Origin of the sequence: Nocardioides sp. NPDC057577, assembly GCF_042801335.1 — a bacterium.
Lineage (GTDB): Bacteria > Actinomycetota > Actinomycetes > Propionibacteriales > Nocardioidaceae > Nocardioides.
Genome location: NZ_JBHVGB010000051.1, coordinates 1 through 11,881 on the forward strand (window position 1 = coordinate 1; position 11,881 = coordinate 11,881).

At 70.8% G+C, this 11,881-nt stretch carries 13 protein-coding genes; 10 read left to right on the forward strand and 3 right to left on the reverse strand.

Annotation, left to right across the window (positions count from 1 at the left end; genetic code table 11):
- Window positions 1-30: 30 nt before the first annotated feature.
- On the reverse strand, window positions 31-672 hold the full coding sequence (locus ACFU7D_RS12705) for a TetR/AcrR family transcriptional regulator (RefSeq protein ID WP_378867501.1): 642 nt from the start codon (window positions 670-672) through the stop codon (window positions 31-33).
- A 94-nt stretch (window positions 673-766) separates the two neighbouring features.
- Here ACFU7D_RS12705 and ACFU7D_RS12710 point away from each other — a divergent pair, with 94 nt between their 5' ends.
- The 10 genes from ACFU7D_RS12710 (at window position 767) to ACFU7D_RS12755 (ending at window position 11,010) form a co-directional block, all read left to right on the forward strand.
- Window positions 767-1,627, forward strand: a complete 861-nt coding sequence (locus tag ACFU7D_RS12710; RefSeq protein WP_378867503.1) for an alpha/beta fold hydrolase — start codon at window positions 767-769, stop codon at window positions 1,625-1,627.
- Window positions 1,624-2,619: a VOC family protein gene (locus tag ACFU7D_RS12715; protein WP_378867505.1), complete on the forward strand. Its 996-nt coding sequence runs from the start codon at window positions 1,624-1,626 to the stop codon at window positions 2,617-2,619. Before ACFU7D_RS12710 ends, ACFU7D_RS12715 begins: the two co-directional genes overlap by 4 nt.
- On the forward strand, window positions 2,616-4,307 hold the full coding sequence (locus ACFU7D_RS12720) for a bifunctional 3-(3-hydroxy-phenyl)propionate/3-hydroxycinnamic acid hydroxylase (RefSeq protein ID WP_378867507.1): 1,692 nt from the start codon (window positions 2,616-2,618) through the stop codon (window positions 4,305-4,307). The genes ACFU7D_RS12715 and ACFU7D_RS12720 overlap by 4 nt, the downstream gene beginning before the upstream one ends.
- Window positions 4,307-5,290, forward strand: a complete 984-nt coding sequence (locus tag ACFU7D_RS12725; protein WP_378867509.1) for an amidohydrolase family protein — start codon at window positions 4,307-4,309, stop codon at window positions 5,288-5,290. Before ACFU7D_RS12720 ends, ACFU7D_RS12725 begins: the two co-directional genes overlap by 1 nt.
- Window positions 5,287-6,411 carry a VOC family protein gene (locus tag ACFU7D_RS12730; RefSeq protein ID WP_378867511.1) on the forward strand — a complete coding sequence of 375 codons (1,125 nt, stop codon included), beginning with the start codon at window positions 5,287-5,289 and terminating at the stop codon, window positions 6,409-6,411. Before ACFU7D_RS12725 ends, ACFU7D_RS12730 begins: the two co-directional genes overlap by 4 nt.
- Before the next feature lie 27 nt (window positions 6,412-6,438).
- Window positions 6,439-7,383, forward strand: coding sequence for a fumarylacetoacetate hydrolase family protein (locus ACFU7D_RS12735; protein ID WP_378867513.1), 945 nt, complete (start codon window positions 6,439-6,441; stop codon window positions 7,381-7,383).
- Window positions 7,384-7,424: 41 nt separating this feature from the next.
- Entirely contained in the window at window positions 7,425-8,615 is a 1,191-nt protein-coding gene (locus ACFU7D_RS12740; protein WP_378867515.1) for a sensor histidine kinase, read from the forward strand.
- Window positions 8,612-9,283, forward strand: a complete 672-nt coding sequence (locus ACFU7D_RS12745; RefSeq protein ID WP_378867517.1) for a response regulator — start codon at window positions 8,612-8,614, stop codon at window positions 9,281-9,283. The genes ACFU7D_RS12740 and ACFU7D_RS12745 overlap by 4 nt, the downstream gene beginning before the upstream one ends.
- Window positions 9,284-9,358: 75 nt before the next feature.
- Window positions 9,359-9,988: a DUF2867 domain-containing protein gene (locus ACFU7D_RS12750; protein WP_378867519.1), complete on the forward strand. Its 630-nt coding sequence runs from the start codon at window positions 9,359-9,361 to the stop codon at window positions 9,986-9,988.
- Window positions 9,988-11,010, forward strand: coding sequence for a hypothetical protein (locus ACFU7D_RS12755; protein WP_378867521.1), 1,023 nt, complete (start codon window positions 9,988-9,990; stop codon window positions 11,008-11,010). The genes ACFU7D_RS12750 and ACFU7D_RS12755 overlap by 1 nt, the downstream gene beginning before the upstream one ends.
- A gap of 53 nt (window positions 11,011-11,063) precedes the next feature.
- Here the strand turns inward: ACFU7D_RS12755 and ACFU7D_RS12760 are convergent, their stop codons facing one another.
- A complete protein-coding gene (locus ACFU7D_RS12760; RefSeq protein WP_378867523.1) occupies window positions 11,064-11,390 on the reverse strand; it encodes a putative quinol monooxygenase in 327 nt (108 codons plus the stop codon).
- Complete coding sequence (locus tag ACFU7D_RS12765; protein ID WP_378867525.1) at window positions 11,387-11,875, reverse strand: DUF1097 domain-containing protein; 489 nt, start codon at window positions 11,873-11,875, stop codon at window positions 11,387-11,389. The genes ACFU7D_RS12760 and ACFU7D_RS12765 overlap by 4 nt, the downstream gene beginning before the upstream one ends.
- Window positions 11,876-11,881 lie beyond the last annotated feature (6 nt).

Below are 11,881 nucleotides of genomic sequence, written 5' to 3' on the forward strand. Positions count from 1 at the left end.
GCTCCGACCGGAGCGGGCCTGCGGTCGTTCTCAGAGCTCGGGCTGAGGCGGTAACGGCCGCGAGCACAGGTCCGCGGCCTCCTGCTTGCTCATCCCGAAGGCCCGCAGGAGGCGTGCGGTCATCTGGTCGGAGAGGGCTCCGGCGTCCGCGTCCGGCTCGGTCTCGAGCAGCTGGAGCAGGCCGAGGAGTGCTCCGCCGGCGGTCATGAGGGCGAGCTGGAGGTTCTCGATGTCGAACCGCCCGGCGGCGACGCCCGCCTCGATGTCCCGCAGGGCTCTGGGGGCGAGCCCGCGGTCGTGGATGAGCACGCGCATGCCCTCGTTGAGGATGACGCGTACGAACTCGGGCAGCTGCCGCTGGAGGCGTCCGGTCATCCGGAAGCTGACCGCGAAGACCTCGGCCGGATCGTCGTACGCCGCGACGAGGTCCTCGAGCAGGGTGCCGTAGGTCTCGAGGACGCGGGCGACGGCGGCTTCGAAGAGCGCTTCCTTGCTGTCGAAGTGGTTGTAGAAGCTGCCGAAGCCGACGTCGGCGGCGTCGGTGATCTGCTGGATGCTCACGTTCGGGTGGCCGTCGGCGAGGAAGGTCGTCGCGGCCTGGAGGAGTGCGTTCCGGGTGCGTTCCTTGCGCCGATCGATCCGAGACGGCGGCGACGCCGGTTCCGAGGTCATGCCCGGATCGTACCTGATGATCTCATCAGAAACTCTTGACAGATAGAACCATCGATAGTGATGATTTCATCAGTTATCCAACGAAGGGGAACTGATGACGACCGTGAACGACCTCTCCCGGACCGAGCGCACCGTTCGTGTCGGACGGCGCGACATCTTCGTGACCGAGGCCGGGTCAGGGCCCGCCGTGGTGCTGCTCCACGGTGGCGGTGCCGGCGCGACGGGCGCCTCGAACTACGCGCGGAACATCGACGCCCTGGCCCAGCGCTTCCGCGTGATCGTGCCGGACATGCCAGGCTATGGCCGCTCGACGAAGGAGATCGATCACGAGGACCCGTTCGGCGACCTCGCGGCGGCCGTCGGCGGTCTTCTCGACGAGCTCGACATCGAGAGGGCCCACCTCGTCGGGAACTCCTACGGCGGAGCAGCCGCACTGCGCCTGGCGATGGACCGGCCCGACAAGGTCGATCGGCTGATCCTGATGGGGCCCGGCGGCATCGGCACCACGCGGGCCCTGCCGACCAAGGGCCTCAACGCGCTGCTCGACTACTACCGGGGAGAGGGGCCGAGCCGGGAGAAGCTCTCGAGGTTCATCCGCGACTTCCTGGTCTTCGACGGCGCCGCCGTACCCGACGAGTTGATCGAGCTGCGCTACCAGGCCAGCATCCAGCCGGAGGTGGTCGCGAACCCGCCGCTGCGCCGACCATCCGGCCGGTCCGCGCTGCGGACACTGTGGCGGATGGATCTGACCCGCGACCCTCGCCTGGCGCAGGTGCGCGTGAAGACGCTGGTGGTCTGGGGCCAGGACGACAAGGTCAACCGCCCCTCCGGCGCCCGGCTGCTCGCCGCGACCCTGCCGACCTGCGACGTCTACCTGGCGGCCGACACCGGGCACTGGGTCCAGTGGGAGCGGGCCGAGCTGTTCAACGAGCTGGCGACGGCGTACCTCTCATGAGTGTTTTCGGCAAGGTTCAGCTCGGCTATCTGGTGGTCGAGTCGCAGCGCTTCCGGGAGTGGCGGAGCTTCGGATCCGACGCGATCGGCCTGCACGTCGAGGAGCTCGACGCCGACACGATGCGGTTCCGCCTCGACGAGCGCGCGTGCCGTTTCCTGATCCGGCGTGGTCCGGCCGAGGACCTGATGGCCATCGGCTGGCACGTCACCGATCACGAGACGTTCGACCGCATCATCGCCCGGGTGACGGACCGTGGCGTACCGGTCCTCGAGGGCACCCCGGAGGAAGCCGCGCTGCGAGGAGTCGAGCGGCTGTGGCGCTTCCCCGGCCCCAAGGGCATCGTCCAGGAGATCTTCACCGTCGCCCATGAGTCCTCGAGCCCGCTGCGCATGACGACCTCGGCGTTCGTCACCGGCGAGGGCGGCATGGGGCACGTCGCGATCACCTCCCGGGAGCCGCTCGCGATCCACCGCTACTACGACACGGTCTTCGACTCGCGGCTGACCGACTACATCGACGAGAACATCGGCGGGCTGACGCTCAAGATCAGGTTCCTGCGTGTCAACGAGCGCCACCACTCGATCGCGGTCGCCAACGTCCAGGGCCTCAAGATCGAGCCGGTCCGTACGCGCTGCCAGCACGTCAACATCCAGGCCGCGACGCTCGACGACATGGTGAGCGCGTACACCCGAGTCCGCGAGCTCGGCTTCAAGATGGCCTGGTCCATCGGACAGCACACCAACGACCGGGAGTTGTCGTTCTACTGCGTGAGCCCGTCGGGCTTCGAGGTGGAGGTCGGCTGGAACCCGATCGTCATCACGCCCGAGCTCGAGGAAGCGTGGCAGGTCGCCACCCATCAGGGCATCAGCATCTGGGGTCACCACACGGTCGACCCCGGCATCCTCGACAGGCTCGGGCAGCTCCGCCAGGCCGCCGCCCATCTGCGCCATCCCGAGATCACCGTCCCTGCCCTGAGCGGAGCATCTGCATGAACACCTACGACATCGCCGTCGTCGGCCTCGGCCCCACCGGTCTCACCCTTGCCCACCTGCTCGGCCGCCGCGGTCTGTCGGTGCTGGTGCTCGAGCGCGAGCCGGAGTTCTACGGCAACGCCCGCGCCGTCTACACCGACGACGAGGCGCTGCGCGTCTTCCAGACCGCGGAGGTGGCGGACGAGATCCATGCGGACATGAACGTGGACTCGGCGGTGCAGTGGGTGAAGTCCGACGGCACGACCCTGGTCCAGTTCCGCGAGACCCAGCGGCCGCTGTGGTGGCCGGTCGTGAACTTCCTCTACCAGCCCTACCTGGAGACGAAGCTCGAGAAGCTGCTCGACCGCTACCCCGATGTCGACGTACGCCGCGGCCGCGAGGTCCTCGGCTTCACCCAGGACGACGACGGCGTCACCGTCCGGCACGCCGCCGCGACCGGGAGCCGCTACGGCAAGGACGAGAACGTCGTCGACGAAGCCACCGCCGAGACGGTGCGGGTGGCGTACCTGGTCGCGGCCGACGGCGGACGCAGCGTGGTGCGGACCCAGCTCGGGATCGAGATGTCCGGCAAGAGCTACCCCGAGCGCTGGCTCGTGGTCGACCTGGCCGCGAAAGACGGGGCCGACGCCTTCCGCCACCTGCCGTACTTCGACTTCGTGTGCAGCCCGGACATGCCCACTGTCAGCTGCCCGCAGCCCGGCGGCCACCACAGGTTCGAGTTCGCGCTGAAGGACTCCGACGACACGGCGCACTTCGAGTCCGACGAGACCGTACGTCGGCTCATCGGCAGGTACGTCGACCTGGCCGAGGTCGAGGTGAGGCGCCAGCTCGTCTATACGTTCAACGCGGTCACCGCGGACCGCTGGCGCGAGGGCCGGGTGCTCCTCGCGGGCGATGCCGCGCACATGACGCCCCAGTTCATCGGCCAGGGGATGAATGCCGGGGTTCGCGATGCCGACAACCTCTCCTGGAAGCTCGAGGCGATCGTGCGGCACGGCGCGGACCCGGCGATCCTGGACACCTACGAGACCGAGCGGAAGCCGCACGCCAAGGCGATGATCGCGCTCTCGGTCTTCAACAAGTCGCTGGTCTCGCTCAAGCACCCGGTCGGCGCGAAGGCGCGCGATGCCGCGATGTGGACGGCGCTGCGGGTTCCTGGGCTGGGTGGCTGGATCGAGCGGGCCGGCATGAAGCCGAAGCCCCGCTTCGGCCGCGACGCCTATCTCGGCACGCCCCGCGGTCTGCTGGGCGCCGAGGGAACGCTCGCGCCCCAGCCGGTCGTACGCCGCTACGACGGCCGCCCGATCCGCTTCGACGATGCTGTCGGGATCGGCTGGGCCGTGGTCGGCATCGGGGTCGACCCACGAGAGCGGCTCGGTGACGACATCGACACGTGGGAACGGGTGGGAGCGACCTTCACGACGGTGTTCGCCCCCGGCGCGCGTCCGCAGGGCTCGGTGGGCGACGGCCGTCGCCGCGCCGGGCTGGTCGATGTCGAGGACACCACCGGCGAGCTGGGCCGCTGGCTGGGACGTCACCGGATCCGGTCGGGCGACGTGCTCGTCCTGCGCCCGGACAAGTTCGTGTTCGGTGCCGGCCGTGATGCCTCCGCCCTGACCGCGGCCATGCGGCAGCAGCTCGGTCTGGCCGAGGAGCGCGTCCTCGCCCGACCCGTCGAGGTGGTCTGATGGGACGACGCCCCGGCCGGGTCGACGTGCATCACCACGCCGTCCCCACGTTCTATCGCCGTCTCCTCGAGGAGCGCGGCCTGCTTCCCGGGGGAGTGGCCGTACCTGACTGGACGCCGCAGAGGTCGCTGCGCGTGATGGATCGCAACGGCATCGCGACCAGCATCCTGTCCGTCTCCACGCCCGGAGCCTGGCTCGGCGACGACCGGCAGGGCCGCCAGCTGGCGCGCCGGCTCAACGAGTTCTGCGCCGGAGTCGTCGACGACAACCAGCAGCGCTTCGGCTTCTTCGCCACCCTCACGCTGCCCGACGTCGAGGGCGCGATCGCCGAGGCCGAGCATGCTCTCGACGTCCTCGGAGCCGATGGTGTCGTGCTGCTCAGCAACGCCGCCGGCCGCTACGTCTACGACCCCGGGTTCGAGCCGCTCCTCGCCTACCTGCACGAGCGGCGCGCCGTCGTCTTCGTGCACCCCGGAGAGCTGCCGGCGGAGCCGGCGCCGGGCATCCCCTCGTTCACCGCCGACTTCCTGCTCGACACGGTGCGGGCCGCGTCCGGACTGGTCCTCAGCGGCTCTCTGGAGAAGTACGACGGGATCACCTGGATCCTGGCCCATGCGGGCGGCTTCCTGCCGTACATCAGTCATCGGATCCTGCTGACGATGCTCCGCGGCGAGCACAAGCTGTCCCAGGCGAAGGCCCTCGTCGACCGCAGGCGCGAGACGAAGCGCCGCCTCGACCTGCTGCGCCGGTTCTACTTCGACATCGCGCTCTCCTCGAGCCCGACGGCCCTGCCGAGCCTGACGGCGTTCGCCGACCCGACCCGGCTGCTCTACGGCAGCGACTTCCCGTTCGCGCCGTCCGCCGCGGTGCGCTTCATGCGCCAGGAGTACGAGGAGACGGCCCTCGACGCCGACCTCAGGGTCGCCATCGACCGCGGGAACGCCGAGGCGCTGTTCCGCCGGGTCGGGGAGGAGCCGCGATGACCACTCACAACGACCTGCACGCCGAGCCCGGCGCCCTCGCCGGGGAGCACCCCGGACGCGCGGCGAATCCCGTCATCAAGGTCACCGACCTCGCCTGGCTCGAGTTCACCAAACCGGACCTGCGGCGCGCCCAGGTCTTCGCGCACGCCTTCGGGTTCAGCACCGTGTCCCGGACGGAGACGGAGCTGGTCCTGCGCGGCACCGACCCCGGTACGCCGGCCGTGATCGTGCGGAAGGGATCGCGTTCGAGGTTCCTCGGGGCCGCCTTCAAGGCCGCCGACCCCGCGGACCTCCTTCGCCTCGCCGAGGCCACCGGTGCCGGCGTACGTCCCCTGCCCGACCACCTCGGCGGGATGACGACCGATCTGGTCGACCCGAGTGGGGTGCGCGTCCGGGTGGTCTCGGGGACCCACCCCCTCCCGGCGTCGCAACCGCAGGTGCCGCTGACGGTGAACGCCGGATCGGCGACGCCGCGTACGAACGAGGCACAACGCCCGCTCCGCGAGCCCGCACGGGTGCAGCGGCTCGGACACGTCGTGCTGCAGACGACGAGATACCGCGAGACCCTCGACTGGTATCTCGAGCACCTCGGCATGATCGTCAGCGACTTCAAGTTCTACGCCGGGCAACGGGAGCGCGGCCCGGTGATGAGCTTCGTCCGGTGCGACCTCGGCCCGGTCCCGGCGGACCACCACACGCTCGCGATGACGCTCGGGCCCCGGAACCGCTACGTGCACTCGGCGTACCAGGTCAGCGACCTCGATGCGCTCGCCTCCGGCGGGGAGTACCTGCTGGACCGGGGATACGACCGCTCCTGGGGTATCGGGCGCCACGTCGAGGGCAGCCAGATCTTCGACTACTGGCGCGATCCCGACGGCTTCCTCGTCGAGCACTTCACCGACGGCGACCAGTTCGACGCCACGCTCGAGACGGGTTGGTCGGAGATGACCGCGTCCGGGCTCGCCCAGTGGGGGCCGCCCGCTTCCCTCGACTTCCTGGGGGTGTCGCCCCGGCGCCTGGACTCCCTCCGTGAGCTCACCTCCGTCGGCGTCGCCCTCGGCCGGCGCAACGACTTCGACCTCCACCGGCTCCGCGGCCTGCTCGCCGTCGCCCGCACCTGACCCCCCCTCCTACCGAGGAGCTCGCTCATGCCTCTCTCCGTCCTCCGCACCGCCGACGCCTGGTGGGTGAGCACCCCGCGGGGTGCCGCCCGGATCGGCACCGAGGCCACGACCACCGCAGAGCTGCTGTCGTCGCGGAGCGAGATCGTCGCCGCCGCCTCGGCCACCGACACGGTGCCGGTCGAAGAGCTCGACCTGCTGTCCCCGGTCACCACGCCCTGCCGCGTCGTCGCCCAGATGACCAACTTCCGGTCCCATGCGAAGGACGCCGGCATCGACCCGGCGACCGTGCCACTGACGTTCTTCCGGAAGTCCTCGGCCTCGGTCTGCGGCCCTGCGGCGGACATCGTCCGCCCGCCTCATGTGACCCTGCTCGACTACGAGGTGGAGATCGGCCTCGTCATCGGGCGATCGATCGGTGTCGGCACCGAGATCACGCCGGAGAACCATCGCTCGTTCATCGCCGGGCTCGTCGTCACCGACGACGTCTCCGCCCGCGACGTCCAGCTCCCGCAGACCCAGTTCTACGAGGCGAAGTCCTATCCGAGCTTCACCCCGGTCGGCCCCGCGCTCGTGCTGCTCGACGAGGACGAGCTCGCCCGCTTCGACGACCTCCGGCTTCGCCTCTGGGTCGACGGAGAGCTGCGCCAGGACATGCGCGTCGGGGACGACATGATCTACCAGCCGCTCGAGGCGCTCCGGTCCCTCGCCCGCTTCCAGGATCTCGCTCCCGGCGACCTCGTCCTCACCGGTACGCCCGTCGGGACCGCCCTCTCGGCGCCGCCGAAGCCGATCGAGATCGTCGGTTCGCTGCTCCCGACCGCCGTCAAGTGGAGGCTGTTCTTCCGGAGTCAGGCGGGCAACCCGCGCTATCTCCAGGACGGGAACCTCGTCGAGGCGACCGTGTCCACGGACGACGGCAGGCTGGATCTGGGGAGGCAGCGGAACCGGGTGCGGTTCGCTGCCGGATGATTTCCGTGGCTGCCGCGACGGCCTCGTCCTAGGGTGAGCGCATGACCGTGGCTGCCGCTCCCGGACCCCGCTGGCTCGGGGACGTCGGTCAGGTGGCGTTGGCCGGGGCGCTCGCGCTGGTGCTGCTGCCGGTCGGGTGGACCTCGGTGGTCGACGGTGAGGTCGGCACGGCGTGGGAGATCGCGCTCCTGGTGGCGCTCGTGGCTCTTCACGCCGCGGTGGCGACCGCCCGGCGCTGGCCGCTGCCGTCGTTCGCCGTCGGGGCGCTGGCCGAGCTGGTCCTGGTCGCCGCCCCCGACCTGAGCGGGCCGACGGCCGCCGCGGCGGGAAGCGACTACGGACCCGTGCTGCTGCCGAGCAGCCTGTGCTTCTTCGTGCTGCTCTACGCGGTGAGTGCGCAGGACCGGCGCCCCTGGCCAGGGGTCGCGCTCGGCATCGGGCTGGTGGGATGTCTGATCGCCGTCGTACGCCTGTCGGGGTTCGAGGGCACGGGCCTGGAGGGGTGGACGTGGTGGCTGATGGTGGCCACCGCGACGATCGGGGCGACGGTGGCGGCGTGGGCGCTCGGCAGGTTTCGGGCGACCCGGGCGGCCTGGATCGACCAGCTCGCCGACCGGGCCGCCGCCGAGGAGCGGCAGCGCATCGCGCGCGAGATGCACGACGTGGTCGCGCACTCGCTCGCGGTCGTGGTCAGCCACGCCGAGGCCGGCCGGATGGTCGTCGGGCAGCAGCCGGAGCGGGCCTCGGGGATCCTCGACACCATCGCGACCACCGGCCGCGAGGCTCTCGTGGAGATGCGCGGGCTGCTCGGCGTGCTCGGTGGCGAGTCATCTCGACAAGCTCGATACATCGCCTCGACCGAGCCGCAACCGGGGCTGGCCGACGTCGAAGGGCTCGTCGAGCGGATGCGCGAGGCGGGTCTGACGGTCCGGCTCGAGGTGGACGAGCCCGGTCAGGTCGCTCCGGCCGTCGGGCTGACCGCCTACCGGGTCGTGCAGGAGGCGCTCACCAACGTCAGCCGCCACGCAGGCTCAGGAGCCGTCGCGACGGTGTCGGTGACCCGTGCCGGACGCCAGCTGACAGTCGAGGTCAGCGATGACGGAGTGGGCATCCAGCGCCCGCCCGGCCGCGGCCTGCGCGGGATGCGCGAACGGGTGACCGCGGTGGGTGGCACCCTCGAGGCCGGGCCGAGCGACGAGGGCTGGCGCGTGCGCGCCATGATGCCGCTATGAGCGAGATCCCGATCCGCGTCGCGATCGTCGACGACCAGGAGCTGATGCGCTCGGCGCTCCGGATGATGGTGGAGAGCCAGCCCGACCTCGAGCTCGCCGGGGAGGCGGCCGACGGTCACGAGGCGCTCGCGCTGGTGCGTACGAAGCGGGTCGACGTCGTCCTCATGGATCTGCGGATGCCCCGCCTCGACGGGATCCAGGCGACGGCGGCGATCACCGGGGAACAGCCGGACACGCGGGTGGTCGCGCTGACCACGTTCGACCTCGACGACTACGCGTTCCCGGCGATCCGGGCCGGCGCCAGCGGCTTCCTCCTCAAGGACGCCCGGGCCGAAGAGATCGTCGAAGCGATCCGCACCGTTCACGCAGGTCACGCGGTGGTTGCGCCCTCCACCACGCGCCGGCTGCTGGAGCACGTAGCGACCGCACCGGCCGCCGACAACGATCGCGTCGCCGACATCCGCGCCACCCTCACGCCCCGCGAGCTCGACATGCTGCTCGAGCTCGCCACCGGCGACAGCAACGCCGAGATCGCCCGCCGCGTGCACCTCTCCGAGGCGACGGTGAAGACGCATGTCGGCCACGTGCTCGCCAAGCTCGGCCTGCGCGACCGGGTGCAGGCGGTCGTGCTGGCGTACGAGACCGGGCTCGTGGGTCCCCGGAGCTGAGTCTCATCCCAGAGGCTGAGAGGCCCGCGACCTGAGGGCGACGAACCGCCGCCGGGCGCGGACCAGTGTGGAGGCATGACCACACACGCACCCATCAGACTCAGCCCGGTCCGGACGGGCCCGATACCGTCGGGCGCCTACTCGCGCCAGTCCTGGCGCATCCACGAGATCACCCACGACTTCGAGCTCGAGGACGTCTGGGCCCTGCCGGTCCACGGCGGAGCCGACGACTTCCCGCGCTTCGTCGAAGCGGTGCTGGCCGGCGACGACCACGACTTCCCGGCGGCGTACCGCTTCCTCTTCGCGGCCCGGTGGACGCTCGGCCGGCTGCTCGGCACCGACAAGGTCGAGCACGGCCTCGGCCGCCGCGTCGCCTCGCTGCGCGACCGGCTGCCCTCCGATCTCCGGGACCACCCCGCGCCCGAGCGCGACGACAGCCCGTTCCAGCCTCTCTATCTGACGGATCGGGAGTACGCCGCCGAGATCGCCAACCGCACGATGCACGGTGTCCTCCACCTCGGGTGGGTCGATGACGAGAGCGCGCCCGACGGTTTCAGCGCGCAGATGAGCGTGCTGGTGCGGCCCAACGGGCGGTTCGGCGAGGCCTACATGGCCCTCATTAAGCCGTTCCGCCACGCCATCGTCTATCCGGCCCTGCTGCGTACGGTCGGGCAGCGCTGGGACATGGCCAGGAGCGTGGCCTGATGAGCGCCCTGATGGAACGTACGGAACGTACGCAGCAGCGCTTCGTCGTGCTGCGCGCTGCGCCCTGGGTGGCTGGCGTCTGGGCCCTCGTCTTCGGCGCCCTGGCGGGGCTCGCCCTGCTGGGCAGGGCGCCGGACCCGTGGGTCCCCGATGCGGCGTCGCCGCTCGGTGCTCTGAGCGGCACCCAGATGTCCTGGGTGATCGCGGTGCTGGCGCTCCTCGCCCTGATCGCCGGGGTCGCAGTCGCGAAGGTGCGGACACCGCGTACGACGAGAGCGACAGGGTGGCTCCTGATCGTTCTCGGGCTCGTCGTCGCCGTGGTCGTCTCCGACGTCCGCGCGCTGATGTTCCTCGGCTATCTGCCTCAAGTCCTGCTCGCGATGTTCGGGCTCGGCCCGGGTGCCGGACAGCTCGAGTGGGGTCTCTTCGTCGACTCCGGTGTGGCTCTGGCGCATGCATTCGGCGGGCTGGCCATGGTCGTCGCCGGTGTCTTCCTGCTCGGGCAGACTGAGCCTGGCGGGCGTCTGGACTGGGGCCGCTGGGCACGCTGGGGGCGTCCTGCGGTGGCGGTCGCGGTCGTCGTACCTCTTCTCTACGCCGTGACCCGGATCGCCTGGGCGCTGGACATCCCGCTCGGGATCAGCCGCGAGATGCTGGAGGACCTCGGCGAGGGGAAGTGGGCCGGCTTCGGGCTCGCGGCCTTCGCCGTGGTCGGGGCGGTTCTGACCTGGGGTTTGGTGGCGCGCTGGGGCGAGGTGTTCTGGAGCTGGGTGCCCCGTATCGGCGGGCGTCCGGTCCCGGTCGCGATGGCCCTCGTGCCAGGGATCCTGGTCGCCGGCACGGTGACGTCGGCCGGGATCTCCTTCTGGCGGATGGCGATCGCGGACGACCTCTGGACGGTCCCCGGAGCCACTTCTGACTGGGGCGCATGGGCGCCGGAGGTGCTCTGGCCGCTCTGGGGCGTCGCGCTCGCCGTCGCCTGCCTCGCCTACCTGGGGCGGCGCACCGCGGCGCACGGATGACGTAAAGATCCCGCTTGACCTGGAGTCACCCCAGGTCAAGCGGGATCAGTGGTTCAGCCGGTGACCGCGAGCTCGCCGAGCTCGGACCACTCCTGTCCCGGGACGTTGGTGTTGACGATCCGCGGCGTCTCGGCGAGATGGCGCGGAAGGTCGGCCTGGGCCTGCTTGAAGTGGGCCGAGGTCACATGGGCCGCCCCGGCCTCGTCGTCGGCGAAGGCCTCGAGCAGGACGTACTCGTTCGGGTCGTCGAGGCTGCGGGCCCAGTCGTACCAGAGGTTGCCGGGCTCGGCCCGGGTGGCCTCGGTGAACGGGCCGGAGATGGCCGGCCAGTCCTCGGCGTACTCCGGCTTGATGCGGAAACGGGCGGCGATGAAGATCATCGGGTGCTCCTCGGTGTGGCGGGGATCGGTTGTGCGGGTCGTTCGACCGCGGCCTGGATCCGCCGCCCGGCTATGTCCGAGAGCCACCCGAGGCCGGCCCCGACCACCAGCGCGACGAGCGTGCCGCCGAGGTCGAACGAGGTGCCGAACAGCACCGCGGTCCCGGCGAAGGCACCGGGGATGAAGGACAGCAGATCCACGGCCGCCTGCAGGCAGAGGATGAACGCGACGACCGTGACCGCCAGGGCCACCGCGCCGGGGAAGGTGGCGTACGTCAGGACCAGGCTCGCGCCGTAGCCCCACAGTGCGCCGGCGAGGTTGGCCGCGAGACCTTTCAGGAAGCCTTCGCGGCCGCCTCCCGCGGCGAAGTAGCAGGCCCAGGCCACGAACCCGACCCAGGTGATGAGCGCGAGCTCGATGCTCACCTGGGTCCAGATGCCCGCGAGCACTCCGACCGAGATGCCGATTCCGAGGAGCTTCTTCATGTCGTC